Source organism: Nocardiopsis flavescens (assembly GCF_900141985.1).
In the GTDB taxonomy this organism is placed as follows: domain Bacteria; phylum Actinomycetota; class Actinomycetes; order Streptosporangiales; family Streptosporangiaceae; genus Nocardiopsis; species Nocardiopsis flavescens.
In genome coordinates, this window is sequence record NZ_FQZK01000024.1 from 64,273 (window position 1) to 84,791 (window position 20,519).

General features: G+C 72.0%; 22 protein-coding genes and 1 CRISPR repeat array. Of the genes, 8 read left to right on the forward strand and 14 right to left on the reverse strand.

The features are described 5' to 3' along the window. Positions 1–71: 71 nt before the first annotated feature. The 7 genes from BUE45_RS26440 to BUE45_RS26475 all read right to left on the reverse strand — a co-directional run bounded on the left by BUE45_RS26440 (position 72) and on the right by BUE45_RS26475 (position 6,543). A complete protein-coding gene (locus BUE45_RS26440) occupies positions 72–734 on the reverse strand; it encodes a fumarate hydratase C-terminal domain-containing protein (protein ID WP_084737909.1) in 663 nt (220 codons plus the stop codon). Further along, positions 727–1,596 (reverse strand): fumarate hydratase, encoded by an 870-nt coding sequence (locus BUE45_RS26445; RefSeq protein ID WP_218619593.1) that lies wholly within the window; start codon positions 1,594–1,596, stop codon positions 727–729. The genes BUE45_RS26440 and BUE45_RS26445 overlap by 8 nt, the downstream gene beginning before the upstream one ends. 468 nt (positions 1,597–2,064) lie before the next feature. Continuing rightward, positions 2,065–2,581: direct repeats of the CRISPR family, unit length 29 nt; unit sequence GTGCTCCCCGCGCACGCGGGGATGGTCCC. 30 nt (positions 2,582–2,611) lie between these two features. After that, positions 2,612–3,580: a CPBP family intramembrane glutamic endopeptidase gene (locus BUE45_RS26450; RefSeq protein ID WP_073383183.1), complete on the reverse strand. Its 969-nt coding sequence runs from the start codon at positions 3,578–3,580 to the stop codon at positions 2,612–2,614. An 812-nt stretch (positions 3,581–4,392) separates the two neighbouring features. Continuing rightward, entirely contained in the window at positions 4,393–4,914 is a 522-nt protein-coding gene (locus BUE45_RS26460; RefSeq protein WP_143173490.1) for a hypothetical protein, read from the reverse strand. Between the two features lie 631 nt (positions 4,915–5,545). After that, positions 5,546–5,758 carry a BldC family transcriptional regulator gene (locus BUE45_RS26465; RefSeq protein ID WP_073383187.1) on the reverse strand — a complete coding sequence of 71 codons (213 nt, stop codon included), beginning with the start codon at positions 5,756–5,758 and terminating at the stop codon, positions 5,546–5,548. Further along, positions 5,755–6,015: a helix-turn-helix domain-containing protein gene (locus BUE45_RS33600; RefSeq protein WP_084737911.1), complete on the reverse strand. Its 261-nt coding sequence runs from the start codon at positions 6,013–6,015 to the stop codon at positions 5,755–5,757. Before BUE45_RS33600 ends, BUE45_RS26465 begins: the two co-directional genes overlap by 4 nt. 201 nt (positions 6,016–6,216) lie before the next feature. Next, positions 6,217–6,543, reverse strand: coding sequence for a hypothetical protein (locus BUE45_RS26475; protein WP_073383188.1), 327 nt, complete (start codon positions 6,541–6,543; stop codon positions 6,217–6,219). Positions 6,544–7,162: 619 nt separating this feature from the next. On the opposite strand from BUE45_RS26475, the gene BUE45_RS26485 reads away from it, so the two are divergent. From BUE45_RS26485 to BUE45_RS26505, 5 genes are all read left to right on the forward strand, one after another. Continuing rightward, a complete protein-coding gene (locus BUE45_RS26485) occupies positions 7,163–7,999 on the forward strand; it encodes a helix-turn-helix domain-containing protein (protein WP_084737914.1) in 837 nt (278 codons plus the stop codon). A 13-nt stretch (positions 8,000–8,012) separates the two neighbouring features. After that, a complete protein-coding gene (locus BUE45_RS26490; protein WP_073383193.1) occupies positions 8,013–8,204 on the forward strand; it encodes a DUF397 domain-containing protein in 192 nt (63 codons plus the stop codon). 511 nt (positions 8,205–8,715) lie between these two features. Then, complete coding sequence (locus tag BUE45_RS26495) at positions 8,716–8,892, forward strand: DUF397 domain-containing protein (protein ID WP_073383196.1); 177 nt, start codon at positions 8,716–8,718, stop codon at positions 8,890–8,892. Positions 8,893–9,121: 229 nt separating this feature from the next. Next, a complete protein-coding gene (locus tag BUE45_RS26500; RefSeq protein ID WP_073383198.1) occupies positions 9,122–9,538 on the forward strand; it encodes a VOC family protein in 417 nt (138 codons plus the stop codon). 140 nt (positions 9,539–9,678) lie between these two features. Then, positions 9,679–10,497 carry a hypothetical protein gene (locus BUE45_RS26505; protein ID WP_073383201.1) on the forward strand — a complete coding sequence of 273 codons (819 nt, stop codon included), beginning with the start codon at positions 9,679–9,681 and terminating at the stop codon, positions 10,495–10,497. 237 nt (positions 10,498–10,734) lie between these two features. On the opposite strand, the gene BUE45_RS26510 is transcribed toward BUE45_RS26505, so the two are convergent. The 3 genes from BUE45_RS26510 to BUE45_RS26520 are packed head-to-tail and all read right to left on the reverse strand — an operon-like array spanning position 10,735 to position 14,018. Continuing rightward, on the reverse strand, positions 10,735–12,312 hold the full coding sequence (locus tag BUE45_RS26510) for a tripartite tricarboxylate transporter permease (RefSeq protein ID WP_073383203.1): 1,578 nt from the start codon (positions 12,310–12,312) through the stop codon (positions 10,735–10,737). Further along, positions 12,313–13,029 carry a tripartite tricarboxylate transporter TctB family protein gene (locus BUE45_RS26515; protein WP_342746053.1) on the reverse strand — a complete coding sequence of 239 codons (717 nt, stop codon included), beginning with the start codon at positions 13,027–13,029 and terminating at the stop codon, positions 12,313–12,315. Further along, positions 13,026–14,018 (reverse strand): Bug family tripartite tricarboxylate transporter substrate binding protein, encoded by a 993-nt coding sequence (locus BUE45_RS26520; RefSeq protein ID WP_073383206.1) that lies wholly within the window; start codon positions 14,016–14,018, stop codon positions 13,026–13,028. Before BUE45_RS26520 ends, BUE45_RS26515 begins: the two co-directional genes overlap by 4 nt. A 227-nt stretch (positions 14,019–14,245) precedes the next feature. On the opposite strand from BUE45_RS26520, the gene BUE45_RS26525 reads away from it, so the two are divergent. Beyond that, the gene (locus tag BUE45_RS26525) at positions 14,246–16,042 is read left to right on the forward strand and encodes a sensor histidine kinase (RefSeq protein ID WP_084737916.1); all 1,797 of its coding nucleotides are present in this window, start codon (positions 14,246–14,248) and stop codon (positions 16,040–16,042) included. Beyond that, positions 16,039–16,722 carry a response regulator gene (locus tag BUE45_RS26530; protein ID WP_073383208.1) on the forward strand — a complete coding sequence of 228 codons (684 nt, stop codon included), beginning with the start codon at positions 16,039–16,041 and terminating at the stop codon, positions 16,720–16,722. The genes BUE45_RS26525 and BUE45_RS26530 overlap by 4 nt, the downstream gene beginning before the upstream one ends. Positions 16,723–16,770: 48 nt before the next feature. Here the strand turns inward: BUE45_RS26530 and BUE45_RS26535 are convergent, their stop codons facing one another. Beyond that, on the reverse strand, positions 16,771–17,925 hold the full coding sequence (locus tag BUE45_RS26535) for an FAD-dependent oxidoreductase (RefSeq protein ID WP_073383211.1): 1,155 nt from the start codon (positions 17,923–17,925) through the stop codon (positions 16,771–16,773). A 5-nt stretch (positions 17,926–17,930) separates the two neighbouring features. Further along, positions 17,931–18,845, reverse strand: coding sequence for an RNA polymerase sigma factor SigJ (gene sigJ / locus BUE45_RS26540; RefSeq protein ID WP_073383214.1), 915 nt, complete (start codon positions 18,843–18,845; stop codon positions 17,931–17,933). Between the two features lie 104 nt (positions 18,846–18,949). Here sigJ and BUE45_RS26545 point away from each other — a divergent pair, with 104 nt between their 5' ends. Continuing rightward, on the forward strand, positions 18,950–19,486 hold the full coding sequence (locus tag BUE45_RS26545) for a GNAT family N-acetyltransferase (protein WP_073383216.1): 537 nt from the start codon (positions 18,950–18,952) through the stop codon (positions 19,484–19,486). Between the two features lie 171 nt (positions 19,487–19,657). Here the strand turns inward: BUE45_RS26545 and BUE45_RS26550 are convergent, their stop codons facing one another. Both BUE45_RS26550 and BUE45_RS26555 read right to left on the reverse strand, forming a co-directional pair. Further along, positions 19,658–19,870, reverse strand: coding sequence for a hypothetical protein (locus BUE45_RS26550; protein ID WP_073383218.1), 213 nt, complete (start codon positions 19,868–19,870; stop codon positions 19,658–19,660). Between the two features lie 81 nt (positions 19,871–19,951). Next, the gene (locus tag BUE45_RS26555; protein WP_073383219.1) at positions 19,952–20,164 is read right to left on the reverse strand and encodes a hypothetical protein; all 213 of its coding nucleotides are present in this window, start codon (positions 20,162–20,164) and stop codon (positions 19,952–19,954) included. Positions 20,165–20,519: the final 355 nt, after the last annotated feature.

Consider the following 20,519-nt stretch of genomic DNA (forward strand, 5'->3'; position numbering starts at 1 on the left):
AAAGCCTGCTCTGAAACAGCGGGGCTCCTCGGGGCCGCACCCTCGCCCGGCTTCGGCCTTGCCCCTGTAGCTCATGGTCGGGCCCGTAGATCGGCCTCTCTGCGGGCACTGAGAGCCGCGCGGATGGCGGGGAGGCGGTTTTCGGCCTTGCTTTTGAGGTCGCTGTAGAGGCTGGTGCCGTGTGCGTCGATTCCCACGGTGAGGGGTCCGAGTTCCTCGAAACGGGTTTTGATGAGCTGGAACTGCCAGATGTACTCGGTCCAGTGGACCTCGACGACCTCACGGACCGCGCTGGAGAGCAGTGTCGCGCCCCCGCCGGGTATGGAGAGGTAGATCGTGCCGGTCTCGCGCATCGCTCGGACGGACTCCTCTCCGAGTCCGCCCTTGCCGCCGACGACGGAGAGCCCGTATCCGCGGATGAGGTCCGGCATGACGTCGTCGAAGCGGGTCGTCGTGGTGGTGTTGATGTAGTCCAGCTCGTGTGTTCCGTCGTCCAGGCGCCGCCCCGAGCTGCTGATGTGCATCAGCGCGGCGCCGCGCAGGTCCAGCGGCGGGGGTACACCGTCGTGCAGCTCCTGGCGAAGCCGGCGAAAGGTCGGCAGGCCGATCGACATCACCACCTCGCCGCTGAGGTGGACGATGTCGCCGGCGAGCACGTCGTCGGTGATCCCGGGTGTGAGCGGCAGGGTGAGGTGGTGCTCGCGCAAGGCCCGTCGCGGTTGCTCTTCAGACATCGTGGGTGACCGTGCCGTCGTTGCCGATGCGGACCCCGTAGCGTCGATCGATCCAGCAGTTGAAGTTCACCGCGACGGGTGTGAAGCCGTGCCCGGAGGAGTAGTTGACGTGTACGGCCATCGCCGTCGTGCGACCGCCGGTCCCCATGGGTCCGAACCCGGTGGCGTTGATGGCGTCGCGGAGCCGTTCCTCCATGTCCCTCACGATGGGATTCGCGGCCTCTTCCCGCATGGGACGCAGAATCGCTTCCTTGGCGATGTGCGCGGCATGCTCGAAGGTGCCCCCGATGCCCACCCCGACGATCATCGGCGGGCACGCCTGGGAGCCTGCCCGCACGACCGCGTCGAGGACGAATTCCTCGATCTCCTGAAGGGTCGGAGAGATGAGGATCTCGGAGGTGGACCACCGCCCGGTCCCCAAGGCCTTGGGCGAGCAGACGATCTCGACGTGGTCGGCCCCGTCGATGAGGTCGAAGCTCATGATGGGCATGTCCTTGCCTTCATAGCCGCGCTCGTTGGTCAGCGGGTTGGTGACGTGCTTCAACAGCGGTGGATCGCTGGTGGCGGCGAGTTCGTGGAACCCGTCGCGTACCGCGGCCTTCACGTCGCCCTCGAAGTCGACCCGCGTGCCGATCTTGAACGCGTAGGTCGGGATTCCCGAGTCCGAGCACAGCAGGTGGTCGCGCTGCTGCGCCTGTTGGGCGCTGTCGATCATCAAGTCGAGCGTCCGACGCGCGAGCGGGTCCGGCTCGTCGGCGCTGGCTTTGCTCAGCGCCCGCTGGGCTTCGACGGGCACGTGGCGCAACGACCGTGCGTACATCTGGGAGGTCACCGTCTTCAGCAACTCGTAACTGATCGCCACTCCCGTGCCTTCCCGCCGCTTCGGCCGCGGCCTGCGGCCTTGTTCGTATTACGATCTCAATGTTCGCATCGTAAAACAAGCTGTGCACAGAACGGAAGAGGCCGCAGGCGGGCCGTCGCCTGGCGAAGACGCGCGGCGCTCGGCGGACCAGTGCTCGACGGGGTAGCGCCAGGAAGCCGGGATGGACGCGAAGCGCAGGTGGAGGCGGGGGCGGAGGGGTTTCGCGGGATGGGTTCCGCCGCCGCGCGGGCTGGTGGGTCCGCTGTTCGTGTGAAGGCTCCTGGTTGATGAATCTGTGCGCGTTGAGCCCTGTGCTGAGGGAGGGTTCGTCCGGTTGGCCGTTGTCGCGCTCTTGCCCGTCCGGTACAAAACTCGGGGGGGCGTTATTGGCGCCTGGGCGTTTTGTCTGTTTCTTGGGAAGTTGTAAAATCGGGGGGTCTCGCGCGGTATTCGCCCAGGTCATTTACTGTGCTCCCCGCGCACGCGGGGATGGTCCCCGACTTCACCCGCTACTCCGGCCCCTCCGCGGGTGCTCCCCGCGCACGCGGGGATGGTCCCACCGGCGCCAGCAGGAACAGCACCACGAACGTGTGCTCCCCGCGCACGCGGGGATGGTCCCGAGGAGCGTCGCGAGGTAGAGGGCTTCGTCTCGTGCTCCCCGCGCACGCGGGGATGGTCCCACCACCACCCGCGCCCACGCCCAGGACGGGCCGTGCTCCCCGCGCACGCGGGGATGGTCCCGAGGTGCCGCACTCCTGGGTACGTCAGCTGTAGTGCTCCCCGCGCACGCGGGGATGGTCCCTTGACGGTGACGGGGTTCCCGAAGATCTTCACGTGCTCCCCGCGCACGCGGGGATGGTCCCTACGTCGACGTCCACCACCGCCGACACGGGCTGTGCTCCCCGCGCACGCGGGGATGGTCCCTGGGTGCGCATCGCCCAGGTGGTCGCCGGGATGTGCTCCCCGCGCACGCGGGGATGGCCTGGCGTGACGGGCCCCGCCGGGCCCGTCACACTCAGCCCCTGGGCGCGGACGCCCTGATCCGCCCCGTCAGGGCGAGCACGGCGGCCGTCACCGCCAGGACGGCCAGTCCGACGAGGCCGCCCAGGCCGCCCGGGTACAGCAGGGAGTTCGTGTCCGCGTCGGCGGCGGCCAGAGTGAGGAAGCCGACCGTGTTGAGGGCGTTGTTGGCCCCGTGGGCGATCACCGCCGGCCACACCGAGCCCGAGGCCAGCCGGAGCCAGCCCATGATCACGCCCGCGACGACGCAGAAGGCCAGAAACAGGGCCACCTGGCCCGCGTCGAACCCGCCGTGCGTGTACTGGATGAAGAGCTGGGGGCTGTGCCACAGGCCCCAGACCACGCCACTGGCCAGCAGTGCGGGCCACACGCCCATCGGGAGGAGGCGGGGCAGGAGGTAGCCCCGCCAGCCGACCTCTTCGCCGAAGGCGAGGACGAGGGTGGGGACGGACATGAGGATCGCCAGCCCCAGGGCCGCGAGGAAGGCGGCCCAGGGAAAGCCGGTGGCGGGCATGGTCGCCGCGAGGTCGGGCACGAGGTCCGGCAGGACCGTGCGCAGGCCGGAGAAGTCGACCAGGTCGAGCCTCACCGCTCCCACCAGAGCGGCGGCCAGGGTCGCTGCGAGGCCGAGCAGGGGCATGAGGACGAAGGCGAGCAGCGAGTAGCCGCCCACCCGCCGCAGGGGCCGGAGTGGGGTGAACCCGAGGGCGCGGGCGAAGCGGCGAGGCCGCCACACCAGGAGCGTGACGGCGACGGCCGCGACGCCGGGGGTGAACATGTACACCGTGGCGGCCAGGCCGTAGGAGGGGTCGTCCGGGCCGTTGCCGCTCAGGAGGAGGGGGAGGTGGACGGCCCAGGCGAGGGCGTAGGCGGTGGCGATGAACACGGCGATCTCGCGGATCGGGAGGGGAGCGCGGGCAGAGGCGTCGTGGTTCCGGGCCTCGGTTTCCGGGGGTGGAGTCATGTCGCCAACGCTAAAAAGTGGGGAGTGGCCGCACCATGGGGTGACCGTCCGTTCCTTCCTGCGGTTGACCGCATCCCCGCTTGCGGCAGCCTAAGAGTGGGCTCCTATCGGCTTGGGTAAAGAACCTCTTCAGCGCGTTCCTGTTTCGCGTCATTCATGGCCCTCCGAGAGCTTTTGGGCGCTACGGTGTCTCACTCCTGGTTCTTCGTCACGATGAGGTTCATACCGCTGTCCGGGTGGTAACTCCACTCGGCGGACACCTGGCCATCCCAGGCGGCATCTCCCTCAGGGGCCAGAAAATCCCATGAGGCATCCTGGCGACCGTCTAGAGCCCTAGTGGTGTCCATGCTTCGCGTCACGTGGTCTGGTGTCTGGATGCCTTCCAAGAGGCAGTCCAGTTGTTCGGGCTGGCGAAGTGAAGGAGATAGGGGGTCTCCGCTGAATGCCGTGACCGCTAGAGACCCCCCGCTGTCTCCCACGCTGACTGCTTTGTGTCGACTGAGTCCACATTCGGAAACAATGGTCTCGAAGTCCGGTTCTGGAACAGAAAATTCGGAACACGCAGGTGCGAAAAGTATCAAAAGGAACGCAAGGGGTGTGGTTCGAGAACGCATGGCTTCTCCTTGAGGAGGGGGTTCTTTCTTATTCTCCACCCTGAGGAAGCTTGGTTGACTAATTTCTTATGAGTTGGTGCGTAATATCGGTCGAGGCGTGGTGGGTCCCGTCTGGGGTTTTCGTGAGGGGTGCGCGGTGTGCTGCTCCCCGTGCACGCGGGATGGACCCAAACTCATGATGCGCACATCTCAGCGCACCTACCGGGCGAGGTAGGAGCGCACGGCCAGGGCGAGCGGGGCCATGTCACCTCCGGGATGGGCGACGTAGGTGCGTACCCGGGAGGCACTTCGCCGCGGACGCGGGAGGCCGGACCACACCTCCGGTTCGCCGGCGGGCACCGGGGGCTCGTCCACGACCTGGGTGGTGACGCCTTCTCGGGCTGTGACCACTATCGAGGTGGGGCGCGTCGCCTCGTGGGTGTAGCCGGTCAGGAGCAGGCGGACCGGGCCCTCCTTCCGGTGGTGCCGTCCGCGCCCCGGAACCAGGCGCAGGGGCGCGCCCTCCGCCAGCGGTCGGGCCCAACCCGCGAGGTCCGGGCGCAGCGGGATCACCCGCCCCATGGGTCGTTCTCCCGACGTGGCCCGGCACGGGCGACGCGCTGTGGAGGACTCCGGGGAGAGCAGGTCACCGCCGAGCCGTCCGCCGCTGTTCAGCGTGAACTCCGCGCCCGCCGCGATCCGGAGCACCGCCGCCAGGTCGGTCGCCCGCAGGTGTCGCACCCTCGCCTGCGCCTGCGCTCGCCCTCGGACCAGTGTTGACGGGGTGTGCGTATCCGTTGGAGGAGTCTGTTCCCCGACGATGCACTGCATTGCGTTTCACCTCATTGGTTCGGCCGGGCCGGTGGAGTCACCGCTTTGGAACCGCCGTCTACCGGCCCCAGTGCACTTCTGTGCGTGGGCGGGAAAGGGAGAGATAGGGAGGAAGCGCGTTCCCCACGGGTCATGAGAAGGCGCTGATCACGATCGCTATATCGAGGACGGTCGGCTGTTCCAGGTCCTCGGCCACGGGTGATCCGGTCCGTTCAGTGGTTCGGGCGAACCCGGCGGTTTCGGTGGTGTCGGGGGTGGTGTCCGGGTGGTCTGTGCGAGGTCGGGGCGTAGGGCGAGCAGGGTGCGGACGGCGGCGGCCAGGTCGGTGAAGTCGGCGGGGTCGGTGGGGTCGGCCGGGTTGTGTGCGGTCGGTGCGGGTGGTGGGAGGGGTGGGTTCCGGGGGTGGGCGGGGTGCCCGGTGCGGGTGTTGCCCATGGGCTCGGTCTCTTCTCCGGTCGTCGTGTGTGCGGGGGTGGCTGCGGGTGCCCTGGCTGGTTGTCGGGGTGGGCCCGCCCGGTGGGGGTCTCCGGGCGGGCGGGGGTCAGCCCGTTCCGGGGCTGGTGGTCCTGACCGTTTCGGGGACGAGGAGTGCTTCGACTTCGGCGCGGTGGAAGCGGCGGTGTCCGCCCAGGGTGCGGAAGGAGGTGAGTTTGCCGGTGTCGGCCCAGCGGGCGACGGTGACGGGGGTGACGCGGAGCATGTGCGCGACCTCGCCTGAGGTCAGGGGTTCGGGGACCTGCTGTGGGCGGTTCACGGGGTGGCTCCTGCCTGGCGCAGGAGGCGGTCGACGTCGGTGCGCAGGAAGCGGTGGTGTCCGCTGGGGGTGCGCACCCCGGGGAGTTTGCCGCGCAGTACCCACCGGGTGACGGTCTTGGCGTCCACGCCGAACAGGGCGGCGACCTCGCCGGGGGTGACCAGTTCGGGGAGGGGCGGGTCCGTGTGCGGGGGCAGCGGCGCGAGCCGGGACGGGTTCGTGGACAGCGGCGGAGCGGGAGGTTCGGGGGTGTGCATCGGCTCCTGATTCCTTGTGGGTTGCGGGTCGGGGGTTGCGGCTGTGCCGGACGGCGGACGGACGGGTGGCATGCGGTGGCTCGGCCGCGGCCCGTGCCGCGCCCGGGAAGAAGAACAGAGATGGGAAGAAGCGAGAAGGCAGCGAGAGGAGGCGTGTGGTGCCCGCCCGCCCGGGACGGGGGTCTCCGGGCGGGCGGGGGTCTACGGGAGCGGGAGTGGTGTGGGTACGCGTCGGGTGCGGAGGCGGTGGACGAGTTGGGCGGGGGTGTACTCGACCTCGGTGGTCCACTTGGCGCCCGGGTCCAGGGCGACGGCTTTCCACAGGCCGGTGTCGGTGACGCTGATCTGGTGGGTGTGGCCCCAGCGGGTGCGCAGGCGGTGCAGGATCGCGGCGCGGTCTTCCCAGAGGTTGCCGAGGTAGTCGGCGTGACTGGTGGTGTGGCCGGGGTCGAGCCAGCACATGCGGGGGCGTCCGCGCTGGTCCAGGGAGCGGTCCCCGCACAGGTCCAGGGTGTGGTCGGCGCTCATGCGGACACCCCCAGGTTCTCCAGCCCCACCAGGGTCCGGAACAGCACCTCACGCCCCGGCCGCACAGCGCTCACCGGCGGCACCGGACGCGTGGGCGACAGCGAGGGCATCGGCCGCTCCGGGTGAGCGGAGCGCACAGGGAGTACCAGGTGCACCGGTCGGACGGGGTGCACCGGCCGGGCGGGGTGCGCGGGCCGGAACGGGGGCACCGAGGGCGCCGCGAGCATCGGGGGCACCGGGTGCACGGCCCACACCGGGGGCATCGGGCGCGCGGTGTGCGCGGGGTGTGCGGGGCGGGGCGCACGACCGGGGCCGGTGCTGGTCGAGCGGTGGTGTCGGCCCGCGGGCGCGAAGCGGCGCACACGCGCGGCCCGGCGGGGCCGCCGGGGAAGCGAGGAGACCGCGAGGGCCCTCACCTCGAAGAGCTGGGACGGGTTCAGGTAGCGCGTCATGCGCACACCTCCGGTACGGAACGCCGCTGGATGAGGGCGGCTGGATGAATGCGTGAGACCATGATGCGATACGCGACATGCTTTTCACAAGATGCGAATCACATGTGGGCGATATGTCTGAATCCCTTGCGTGGCCATATGATCGGCAGGCCAGGAGGTGACACACGGTGGCGGACAGCAGGTACAGCCCCAGCGCGCGACGGAGAAGACTCTCCGCGCTGCTCCGGCGTGTACGGGAGGATCGCGGCCTCAAAATCGACGACGTGAACCGTCAGCTCGGCTGGGCCAGCGGGAAGCTCTCGCGCATGGAGCGCAACGAGTGGAAGCTCCCCTCACCGAGGGACATGAAAGACCTCGCCGAGGTCTACGAGCTTCCCGAGGACATGCGGGAAGCGCTCATGTCTCTTGCACGTGAGGCCCGTGTACGTGGCTGGTGGGTCGAGTTCCGCGACGTCCTCCGGGGTGGGTTGGCGGATTTCGAGTCCGGCGCGTCCATGATCCGCACCTTCGAAGCGCTCCTGGTCCCAGGCCTGCTCCAGACCCCCGCATACGCTGCGGCGATCTTGCGCGGTGGGCGCGTCCTCACCGACGAGGACATCAACCGCAAGGTTGCTGGCCGAATGCGCCGTCAGGAGATCCTCACAGAGGACGGCCCTCAGGTATGGGCCATCGTGGATGAGGCTGCCCTGCGAAAGCAGGTGGGCGGCCCTGAGGTGATGCGGGCACAAATCCGGCACCTCGTGGAGATGGCGGAGCAGCCGAACGTCGACATCCAAGTGATCCGGGACAACCAGGGTTCACATGCTGCGATGGACGGCAGTTTTATGATTCTCGACTTCCCTGACCCCGCCGATCTGCCGTTGGTGTACATAGAGACGGCAACTGAAGATCTCTATCTGGAACAGCCGGAAGCGATCCAGCACTACGTCGGGATCTTCGGCCACATCTGTAGCGCTGCCGAGACTCCAGAGGCCTCGGTGAGCCACCTGGAATCACTCATCTGACAAGGACGCGCCCATGCATTCATCTACCCTGTCGTTCCGCAAGTCGTCCTACAGCGGGTCCGGTGACAACTGCGTCGAGGTTGCCGATCTGGAAAGGGGCGCTGTTGTCCGCGACACCCAGAACAGGGAGTCCGGGTATCTGGTGTTCGGGGAGCGCCGGGAGTGGCTGGCCCTGCTCGCCACCGCTTGCCGCGACCAGGTGTAGACACACAGCAAGAGGCCCTCGACCGCGACCGGTCGGGGGCCTCTTCGCATTCATCCGGAAGACACTCTACCCTCCTGGTGCGGCGTGGGGAAGGCGCCGGTTTCCGGCCGCGTGGTGCGCTATCGCGGCGCCCGCTGCCGGGACACCGGCGAACCACAGCCCAAAGGCCACCGGCCCCCCGACCTCTCCCCGCCGCCGTAGACCAGGCATACCGCCTCTCCCACCTCACGGCGCCCATCGCCACCGCTGTCAACACCGTGAACCTGCCGGTGCCGCCGATCAGCGTCGGCCCACACGGATACCCGCACGGTTGGACCGCACCGCCGGGGGACAACGAGGAAGCGGGACCCCCTCGTTCACCCCGAACCCCGCAACCACGGCGCCCACATGACCGGCCCGGTCCAGGTGGCGGACCGCCGCCTGCTCTTGGACGACACGGCAGTCCGCGCTCTGCCCACAAGCATCGTCATCGACCTGGTCCGAGGATCATCAACGATCAGAAGAGGCACCCATGCATTCATCCCAGTTCCACAAGTCGAGCTACAGCGCCAACGAGGCTGCGTGCGTCGAGGTCGCAGAGGGGTCCGAGACCCTGGTCCGCGACACCCAACACAGGGAGGCCGGGCACCTGAGCTTCCCTGCCTCGGAGTGGGCGCCCCTGCTCGGGACTGCACGCCGACAGGCGTAGACGAAAACGCAGGAGCCCCCGACCACGTGGTCGGGGGCTCCTGCCTCTCCATCCCGTACCGAGTCCGCCGTCCGTCAGGGGCAGCGTCCAGCACTCGACACCGACAGGCCATCGGCTACCCGCGGTAAGCCCACGGCCGACCCGTCGAACTGCTCTCCGGCTCGAAATCCTTCCGGTCGTTCGGGGCCACGCCTCCGCCCCCTCCCCGCCCGCGGACTACCGTGTCCGCATGCACATGGACCTGGTGGCACTCGTGGTGGACGACTACGACCCCGCGATCTACTTCTTCACCGAAGCCCTCGGCTTCGACCTCGTGGAGGACTCCCCCTCCCTCACCAACGACGGCCGCGAGAAGCGCTGGGTGGTGGTCCGCCCGCCCGGCGCCGCGACCGGCCTCCTCCTCGCCCGCGCGGACGGAGACCGTCAGCGCGCGGCGGTGGGCGACCAGGCGGCGGGCCGGGTCGGCTTCTTCCTCCGGGTGGAGGACTTCGAGGAGGCCCACACCCGCATGCGCGGGAACGGCGTCCGCTTCGTCACCGAACCGCGCGACGAACCCTACGGCCGGGTCGCCGTCTTCCTCGACATCGCGGGCAACCGCTGGGACCTGCTCGGCCCGCCCCCGTCCTCGGTCTCGCCCCCGGCCTGAGCCGGGCTCCTCATCCTCAGCCCGGTTCTGCGGCCGACCCCTCCACCCGCCTCCGCGCAATTGACCTCTACCGGTCATTCGCCGCCCATCCGCGCCCGAAGTGGCTACGGTGCCACCCACAGCGACGAGAAAGGCCCCCGGTGACACTGATCTTCGCCTTCCGTGACGAGTCCGGCAGGTGGCACGGCGACCCCGACGCCCGCCCCGAGAAGCCCGCCGCCCCCGGTATCGGCACCCGCACCGGCACCCGCACCGGCTTCGGCACCTCAGCCGACCCCCGCACCGACTCCTCCGGAACCGGGACCCTCACCTACACCCCCCACCCCGCCTCACCCGCCTCCGCCAACCCCTTCGCGGGCCAGCGGCTCGAAGTCCGCTTCGGCGACGTCGGAGTCCCGCCCTCCACCACCGCCTACACCCTCGACGACGGCCGCGTCCTGCACGCCACCCAGGGCGTCCGCGCCCTCCTCGGCGACCCCGACGAGATACCCGGCCCCCATCCCGGACCGGACCGCGTCCCCACCCCCGCCGGCCCCCGGGTGACCCTGGGCCTGGAAGAGGACTCCCGCCGCTACGAGATCGCCCTCGCCACCACCGTCGACGACCGCCTGGCCCTGGAGATCACCGCCTCCGACGCCGACGGGGAGATCCTCACCCGCCTGGAGGGCGTCGTCGCCCGCGAGGACCTCACCCGCCTCGGCCGCCTGCTCACCCGGACCCCCGCCCTGGCCAAGGACCTCCTCAAACCCGCCAGGCCCGCCAAGCCCGCCTCCGTCCGGGTGGAGGACGAGCGCCGCCACCACCCCAACGCCTACAAGCCCTGGACCGACGCGGACGACGCGCGCCTGACCGAACTCGCCAAGGGTGGCGCCACCACCGCCGAACTCTGCGCAGCGTTCGGCCGCAACAGCGGCGCCATCCGCTCCCGGCTCATGAAGCTCGGCCTCTTCCCCGAGTGACCGCGCCGGCCGGGTGACCGCCCTCCCCGGCCCGTGCCGTCCCCCGGCCCCCGCCCCGCCCGGGCGGGGGCCGTCCTGCCCGCCTCATTCGACCCCCACACCACCCGACCCCCACCCGCACCCCGGGCACGCGAACGGCCCCCGGCGGACGGGCCGGGGGCCGTTCGGCGGCCGGCCCCGGGAGTAGTGGGCCGACCTGGACACCGACCCCAGGGAAGGGGGCCGGTCATGGTCTGGTCAGGACACGCCGTCCTTCTCGGACACCCCGTCCCTCTCGGACACGCTCGCCTTCGCGCTCCGGTCCGCCGCGCGGCGCCGCAGCCCCGCGACCACCGGGATGAGCGCCGCCAGCGCCACCAGCACGTACAGGGTGATCGAGATCCCGCTTCCCACCAGGATCGACGGGTCGCCCGAGGACGCCGCCAGCGCCCGCCGGAACTCCGTCTCCGCGATCGGCCCCAGCACCACGCCGATCAGCGCCGGGGCCACCGGCACGCCGAACGCCCGCATCACCAGCCCCAGCAGCGCCACCGCCAGCAGCATCACCAGGTGCACCACGGAGGTGTTGATCGCGTACACCGCCAGCACCGAGAACAGGGTGATCCCCCCGTACAGGTACGGCTTGGGCAGCTTCAGCAGCTTCGCCCACAGCGGCGCGAACGGCAGGTTGATCACCAGCAGCAGCACGCTGCCGATCAGCAGCGACGCCAGCAGCGTCCACACCAGGTCCGCGTTCCGCTCGAACAGCACCGGCCCCGGCTGGAGCCCGTACTGCTGGAACGCCGCCAGCATGATCGCGGCCGTCGCCGACGTCGGCAGCCCCAGCCCCAGCAGCGGCACCAGCGTGCCCGCCGCGCTGGAGTTGTTGGCGGCCTCCGGCCCGGCCACGCCCTCGATGGCGCCCTTGCCGAACTCGTTCTCCTGCGGGTCGCCCTTGCGCTTGGCCCGCTGCTCGGCCAGCTTGCGCTCCAGGCCCAGTGACACGAACGTCGGGATCTCCGCCCCGCTGCCCGGGATCGGCCCGAACGCGCTGCCCAGCGCGGTACCGCGCACCCACGGCCCCACGGACCGCTTCCAGTCCCGGCGGTTCAGCCACGGCCGCCCGGTGCGGATCGCCGCGAAGTCCGGCGCGGACTTGCCGCGCGCCACCACGTAGAGCACCTCGCCCAGGGCCAGCAGCCCCACGGTCACGATCACGACGTCGATCCCGTCGAGCATCACCGCCGACCCGAAGTCGAACCGCGGCGCACCGCTCTGCCCGTCGATGCCGACCACGCCGATCGCCAGGCCGATGAGCAGCGAGGTCAGCCCGCGCAGCACCGATCCGGACACCACCGCGGCCACCGCCACGAACGAGAACACGGTGAGCGCGAAGTACTCGCCCGGCCCGAAGTTCAGCGCGAACGACACCATCACCGGCGAGAAGAACGCCACGACGAGCGTCCCGATCAGGCTCGCGAAGAACGACCCGATGACGGCCGTGCCCAGCGCCTGCGCGGCCCGCCCCGCCAGGGCCATCTTGTGGCCCTCGTAGGTGGTCGCGATCGACGACGCCTGCCCCGGGGTGTTGAGCAGGATCGACGTCGTCGCCCCGCCGAACATCCCGCCGTAGTACACGCCCGCGAACAGGATGAACGCGCTCGTCGGGTCCAGCCGGAACGTCACCGGCAGCAGCAGCGCCACCGCCATCGCCGAGCCCAGGCCCGGCAGGACGCCCACCGCGGTGCCCAGCACCACGCCCAGGAACGCCCACATCAGGTTTCCGGGGGACAGCGCCGCGAGCAGCCCGTCCCCGAGGTTGACCAGAGTCTCCATCTACAGCACCCATCCCAGGATTCCGGACGGCAGGCTCAGCCCCAGGCCGAGTGAGAAGCCCACCTGGACGGCCGCCGCCACCGACAGCGCCACCACGGCGTCGCGCAGGTACGCGCGCGCCCCGAACGCGTAGGCCACCACCCAGAACAGCAGCGCCCCGGCCAGCAGCCAGCCCAGGAACTCCAGCAGCGCGATGTGCGCCACCAGCCCGGCCAGCACGATCAGGACCGGACGCGCCTCGAACCACTCCAGGGCGTTGGCGGCGCCGGTGCTCCGGCCCCGCAGGTTGGTCACCACCAGGCAGGCCGCCAGCACCAGCAGCAGGCCGCCGATCACCCCGGGGAAGAAGCCCGGTCCGGGCCTGGTGGCGTTGGGCGGGGCCTCGATGGTGAGCGCGCCCCACAGCATGACCGCGCCCACGGCGGCGGCCAGCGCCGGCACCACCCAGCGGGCGGGCCCGCTCCAGGGCACCGTCTCCGGGTCGGGCGACGCCGTCTCGGCGGCGGCCCGCGCGGCGGCGAGCGCCGGGTCCAGGTCGGTGCCGGCGGTGCCATCGGCCCCGGCCCCCGCGACGCCCGAGGCATCCGCGGCCGTGCCGGGGGCGCCCGTCTCCCGTGCGCCGGCCGCCGTGTCCGCCGCGGTCCCGGCGGGGGTCCCCGCGGCCGGGTCCCCGCCCTCTCCGGCGGGCACCGCCCGCTCCGTTCCGTTCACGGTCACAGCCCCAGCTCCTCGACGGTCTCCTGCGTCATGGCGACCTCCTCCTCCAGGAACGCGCCGAACTCCTCGCGCCCCTGGTAGGTGTCCGTCCACCGGTTGCGCTCCAGCGTGTCGGCCCACGACGGGGTCTCCACCAGCGCGGCCACCAGCTCCTCCAGCGCCGCCGCCTCTTCATCGGTCAGGCCGGGCGGCGCGATGACCCCGCGCCAGTTCGACATCTCCACGTCGAAGCCCTGCTCGGCGATGGTGGGCACGTCCACGCCCTCCAGCCGCTCGGGCGAGGACACGGCGATGACCCGCAGCGGGCCGCCGTCCTGTGCCTGGTCGATGAAGTCGCCCAGGGTGCCGAAGCCGACCGCCGACGTCCCCGACAGCAGCGAGGTCAGCACCTCGCCGCCGCCCGAGTACGGCAGGTAGTTGATGCCGCCGGGCTCCAGGCCCATGGCCTGCGCCACCCGGGCCGCGAAGATCTGGTCCACCCCGCCCATCGAGCCGCCCGCCACGGGCAGCGTCGCCGCCTGCGAGGTCCAGTCCTGCGCGAGGTCCTCCAGCGTCTCGTAGGGCGAGTCGGCCGGCACCACCACGGCGAGGTACTCCGAGGCCAGCTGCGCGATGGGCGTGGTGTCCTCCATCGAGTACGGGGACCCGGTGGTCTCGACGGCGCCCACCATGCCCAGCCCGGTCATGGCCAGCACGTCGTCCTGGCCCTCGCGGTTGGCGATCTGGGCCAGCCCGATGGTGCCGCCCGCGCCCTCGGCGTTGCGCACCTCGACGTTGAAGCGCATCTCCTCGTCGCGCAGGCCGTTCTGCATCTCCCGCGCCAGGGTGTCCCACCCGCCGCCGGGCGCCGCCGGCGCGATGAGCAGGAGCTTCTCCTGTTCACCGCTCCCCGACGCCGCGCTCTGGCGCACGTCGAACAGTGCGGTCCCCACCAGCAGGAGGGCGCAGAGCCCGCCCGCGATACGGAGCGGCACGCCGCGTTCGCGCATCGCTGTCTCCTTCCGACCTCGTTCGCCCCCTCGCCGTGCGGGAGCGAGGAGAGCCGGGTCACAGTGTGACGCGGGGCACTCCCCTGTCATGGTGTTGTTAAAACTGGCGTCATATTGGTCGTATTGTTCGTGGCACGCACCTGAACACGGCGCCGACCTGGGGATACGCCGACCCCTGTGGCCCCGTGTCCCGCACCCGCACCGATCCCCTCCCGGAAGGCCCCGGCATGACCGCGCGCCAGCTCCGCCGGCCACCGCGCACGCCCGACCCGCGCACGCCCGACCCGCGCACCGCCGGCCCTGGCGGCGCGGCCCCGCGCACCGCGCCGCGGGGCCGCCCCCGCCTCTCCCTCACCGGCTCGCTGTTCGTCGGCTACGTCCTGCTGCTCGTCGCCGCCCTGGTCGCCGTCGGCTTCCTGTGGGTGGTCCACCTGGACCGGCACACCGACCGCCAGTACACCGAGCGCGTCCTCAGCGTCGCCCGCGCCGTCGCCGTCATGCCCGAGGTGGTCGAGGGCGTCCAGAGCGGCGACCCGGCCGCCGACCTCGACCCGCTGGCCGACCGGATCGGCGCCGCCACCGGCGTCGAGTACCTGGTCATCGCCTCGCCCGACGGCACCCGCTACACCCACCCGGACAAGGACCTCATAGGGGAGACGGTGTCCACCCCGCCCGGCCCCGCGGCCCGGGGACAGGAGTGGACGGGCGTGGAGACCGGCACCCAGGGCCGCACCGTCCGGGCCAAGATCCCCGTGTTCTCCGGCGGCGGCTCGGTCAACGGCGGCGACGCCCGCGGCGGGGTCGTCGCCTACGTGTCCCTGGGCATCCTCACCTCCGACGCCGCCACCGAGGCGCGCGCCGCCGTCCCGCCCGTGCTGGGCACGGTCGCCGTGGTCCTGGGCCTGGGCGTGGTCGGCGCCTGGGTGCTCTCCCGCCAGGTCAGGGCCAAGACCCACGGGCTGGAGCCGGCCGACATCACCGCGCTGCTGGAGAGCCGGGAGGCCCTCCTGCACGCCGTCCGCGAGGGCGTGCTGGCGGTCGACGCCCAGGGCCGCCTGGTCCTGGCCAACCCGCCGGCCCGCGCGATGCTCGGTCTCCCCGACGACGCCGAGGGGCGTACCCTGGACGAACTCGGCGCCTCGGAGCGCGTCCGCGACATCGTCTCGGGGGCCGACCGGGGCCGCGACCTGCTCCTGCTCTCCGGCGACCGCATCCTGGTCGCCAACCGCAGGACGGTCCGGGTCAGGGGCGAGGAGACCGGGGCGGTCGTCACCTTCCGGGACCGCACCGAGCTGGACCGGCTCACCGGCGAGCTCGACGGCGCCCGCACCGTCACCCGGGGGCTGCGGGCCCAGACCCACGAGTTCGCGAACCGGATGCACACCCTCGCCGGGCTGCTCGACCTGGGCGACCACGAGGAGGCCCGCGCCTACCTGGCGGACCTGTCGGCGGCGCACACGCGCACCAGCGCCGGGATCGCCGAGCACGTGGCGGACTCGGCCGCCGCCGCCCTGGTGATCGCCAAGTCGGCGCAGGCCGCGGAGATCGGTGTGGACCTGCGGATCTCCCCGATGACGGAGGTCCCCGCGCTCGGCAAGGAGCTGCGCTCCGACGCCCTGCTGGTGCTGGGCAACCTGGTGGACAACGCGCTGGACGCCGTCGCGGGCGACGGCCGGGGATGGGTGGAGCTGATGGTGCGCCTGCACCGGGCGGGCGGGGACGGCCCGCCGCACGACCTGCTGGAGATCCGGGTGACGGACTCCGGGCACGGGGTCGCCGACGGGATCGCCGAGGAGATCTTCAGCCTCGGGTTCACCACCAAGGCCTCCCGGGACGCGGGCGGGCGCGGGCTGGGCCTGGCGCTGGTCAAGCAGGTGTGCGAGGGACGCGGGGGCAGCGTGGAGATGGAGGCCCCCGACCGCGACGAGGGCGCCGTGTTCACCGCCTACCTGCCCGCCGGGGACGGGGGCTCGCGGGGCCCCGCCGGCCCGGGGGCCGCGCCGGCCGCGGGGGAGGCCCGGTGATCCGCGTCCTGGTCGTGGACGACGACGTCCGGGTGGCCCGCAACCACCAGGGGCTGGTGGAGACGCTGCCCGGGTTCACCGTGGTGGGGGTGGCGCACACGGCCGCGACGGCGCTGGCCCAGATCCGCGGCCACCGCCCGGACCTGGTGCTGCTCGACCTCCACCTGCCGGACGCGTCGGGGATCGAGGTGATGCGCACCCTGCGTGCTGCCGCGGCCGACGACGCCCGCCGGACCGACTTCCTCATGATCACGGCGGTGCGCGACATCGCGCAGGTCCGCGACGCCCTGCACGGGGGAGCGGTGCACTACCTGCTCAAGCCGTTCCCGCTGAGCGCCCTGCGCGACCAGCTCGAACGCTACGCGGTGGCCCGGCGCCAGATGGACACCGAGGGCGAGGCCACCCAGCAGGACGTGGACCGGCTGTTCGGCCTGCTGCGCCCGCCGGGCGGGCGCTCCCTGCCCAAGGGCCTGACCTCCGCCACCGTGGACCTGGTCGCGGGGGTGCTGCGCGACACCGACGGCGACCTGTCCGCCTCCGACGTGGCCGAGCGCTCGGGCGTCTCCCGGGTGACGGCCCGCCGCTACCTCGAACACCTCTGCGCCGACGGCCGGGCCGAACTGCGCATGCGCTACGGCACGGCGGGCCGCCCCGAGCACCGCTACCGCTGGGTGGCCTGACCGGGTGTCCCGGTGCCCGCGCACCGGGGCACCCGGCCGGCCCGCCGCTCAGGCCGGGCGGCGGCTGCGGGCGGGGGCGGTGGCCGCGGCGACCGCGCGCACCGCGCCGGCCACCGCCACCTCGCCGAGCAGGCCCGGCGCGGCCACCGCGTCCCCCGCCAGGTACACGCCCTCGCCCCGGTCGATCGCCGGGCGGTCCCGCCAGGTGGTCCCCGGCAGGTCCAGGGCCCCGGTCCGCCCCTTGGCGACCTGGTCGCGGCGCCAGGTCACCCGGTCCCGCCAGCCCGGCAGCGCCACGTCCAGCAGCCGCTCCAGGCGCGCGGTCACCGCCGCCCGCGACTCCCCGGGCCGCACCGGGATCTGCGCCTGCACCAGCTCCTCGCCCGCCGGGGCGAGCGTGCGGTCCACCCGCGTGTACCGCTCCACGAACCCGCACTCGTCGGCGTCGAACACCACGAACGGGTCCCGCCCGCGGCGCAGCCCCAGGTCCACCAGCAGCGCGTGCCCGCTCTCCCACTCCAGCGACGCGTCGCCCAGCAGCGCGCGGGCCGAGGCCAGCGACGTCGCCACGACCACCGGGCGGTCCTGCGGCAGGGCGCCCACCCGCGCCCCCGTCTCGATCCGCACGCCCCTCTCCCGGGCCCGCCGGGCCATCCGCTCCACCAGCGCCGTCCACCCGCCCACGATGTACAGCGGCGAGGGCCGCCGCGGCGACAGCACCCGCAGGAACCTCTCCCACACGAACTCCGCCGACAGCCGCGACGGGTCGTGGTCGAACAGCGCCACCCCCATGTAGTTCGCGGCCGTCCGCGCGGACCGCTCGCCCAGGTGCTCGCGCGCCCATGACCCGAAGTCGCGGTCGTGCGGGGCGCGCAGCGACCGGCGCGCCGCCGCCCCCAGCAGCGCCGGGGACAGGGCCGACCGCAGCCGCCCGCCCTCGCGGATCCGCGCCTGGGGGAGCGCGGACAGGGGGAACCGGCGGTACGCCGGGACCAGGTCCCGCTCCAGCAGCCACCGGGTGGCGTACCCGTCCCCGTACAGCACGTGCGGCCCCTCGTTGGCCACGTACGGCGGGGCGGTCGCGCGGGCCCGGCCGCCCGGCGCGGAACGGGCTTCGAACAGGGTCACGGAGGCGCCGGCCTCGGCGCCGGCGATGGCCGCGGTCAGACCCGCCAGGCCACCGCCCACAACGGTGAGTTCCATGACCCCTAGGACGGGTCGGGCACCCGCAGGTGTGACATCTTGTCGGGGTTGGCCATCAGGTACACGTGCTGGACGCGGCCCCCGTCCACGTCCAGGACCACCGCGGTGATCACCCGGTCCGCGGCGACCCCGATCACCGCCGGCACCCCGTTGACCTCGGTGATCTCCAGCCGGATCTCCTCGGGCCCCAGCCCGACCGAGGCCAGGAACCGCTCGAAGTTGTTCGGCAACGCCAGCAGGAACCGGCCGACCTTGGCCCGGCCCAGCAGCACCCGCAGCGGCGCCTTGGCCTTGCCGCCGCCGTCCCCGACCAGGGTGGCGTCCTCGGCGAGCAGCCCGGTGAGCCCCTCCATGTCGCCCTCCAGGCAGGCCTGGAGGAAGCGCTCGGTGATGCGCCGCCGCGCCGCCCGGTCCGCCTCGAAGCGGGGACGGCGCTCGCGCACGTGGTCGCGGGCCCGCCGCGCCAGCTGCCGGGTGGCGGCCTCGCTGCGCCCGATCACCTCCCCGATCTCCGCGTACGGCATCTGGAAGGCCTCGCGGAGCACGAACACCGCCCGCTCCAGCGGGCTGAGAGTCTCCAGCACGACGAGCAGCGCGAACTCCACGGTGTCGGCCAGCTCGACCCGGTCGGCCCCGTCGGGCAGGTCGCTGACCGGTTCGGGCAGCCACTCGCCCACGTAGGACTCCCGCCGGGAGCGGGCGCTGCGCAGCCGGTCGATGGCCAGGCGGGAGACGATGGTGACGAGGTAGGCCCGCGGGTCCTCGACCTTGGAGCGGTCGGCGCCGGACCAGCGCGGCCACGCCTCCTGGACCACGTCCTCGGCGTCGGACGCGGTGCCCAGGATCCGGTAGGCGACCCCGGTCAGCACGGAGCGGTGGGCTTCGAAGACACCGGCGGCGTCGGAGGTATCGGTCGTCATGACAAGGAAGACGTACCACCCGCCCCGCGCCGTGACACCCGCGGCGGGGATGATTCCGTAGGGACCCTCCTCCCAAGGGGGAGGAGCGGAGCGAGGGGGAGCGGATGTACCGACTGCGGTCCTGGGAGCCGGGCGACGCAGAGCGCCTGCTGTCGGCGTTCGCCGAGCCGGAGCTGGCGTGGCAGTCCCCGGAGGTCCTCGTCACGGAGCGGGAGGCGCTGGCGTGGATCGGGCGCCGGCGGACGGCGGCGGAGGCGGGCGACGAGTTCGGGTTCGCCGTCACCGCGGGGGAGGGGCCGGTGCTGGGACACGTGCAGGTGTCGGTGACCAGCCGTGCGCACGGCCTGGGCTGGGTGTCGTACTGGATCCACTCCGACGCGCGGGGCCGGGGCGCGGCCACCGCTGCGGCGCTGCTGGTCTGCGAGTACGCCTTCGCGGAGACGGACCTGTTCCGGCTGGAGCTGGGGCACCGGCTGAACAACCCGGCCTCGTGCCGGGTGGCGCTGGGCGCGGGGTTCCGGCCCGAGGGGATCGAGCGGCGGAAGCTGAACTACGGCGGCGAGCGCTTCGACACCGGCACGCACGCCCGGCTGCGCACGGATCCGGCGGGGGCGCTCCCGGCCGGGGTCTGCGGGTCCTGACCCGGCGCTCCGCCGGGCCCGGGGCCGCGGCCCCGGTGCGGCCGGGTCCGGACATGAGAACGGCGCGGGCCGGGTGCAGGCCGGCCGCGCCGTACAGGGTGGATCACACACGGGGTCGGGATCTACGAGGACGGGGTACCGATCGCCCCGCCCCCGACCGACGGTCCGCGACTAGTCCAGGGCCACGATGCCCGAGGTGGAGTCGCTGGAGACGACGTTGCAGCCGTCGCTGCTGATCAGCGAGAAGGTGATGACGTCGGCGCAGATCGGCACGGTGACGTTCTGGATGTTGGCGTTGTTGTCGGCCGCGGCGGTGCCGGTCATCGCGCCCAGGGCGAGGCCGGTGGCGAGGATGAGGCCGGAGACGGAGGCGAAGCGCTTCATGGTGTGAGTCCTTTTCGGTTGCTGGTGTGAAGGTCGTGTGCGGTGGGACGTGGAGTCCCGGCCGGCCGTGGAACGGACCGACTAGTCGCCGACGGCGATGCCGGAGGTGGCGTCCCAGCTCACGACGTTGCAGCCGTCGGCGGAGACGCCCGCGGCCTGGAGAACGTCCACGCACACCGGGATGGTGAGGTTCTGGACGTTGGCGTTGTTGTCGGCCGCCGCGGTGCCGGTCATCGCGCCGAAGGCGAGGCCGGTGGCGAGGACGAGGCCGGAGATCTTGGCGATGCGCGTCATCGTGGATACCTTTCGGAAGCTCATAACGGGGTGGCTGTAGCCGCCGGAAATAACTTAGCGTAGTCAGTCGTATGCCTGGAGTACTTCCCGGGAAGAATCCAGAGTTTCTTCGAGGTTTTCTCGGGTTCTTGTCGGACATGCAGGACATGTCGGAGGCCCTGGCCCCGTCCGCGTTACAGAACCGAGAGGTCCGCACCCCCGTACGCGCCCCGGACACCCCCGCCGGACCCCGCGCACGCGAAGGGGCCCGCGCGGTTCTCGGCGGTTTCTAGGGGTCGTTGCAACACAGAAGGTCAGTTGCTTGTGTGGAGCAGCTCGGTAAGGCGCTCGGCTGGGGTGTCCCAGCCGAGCGTTT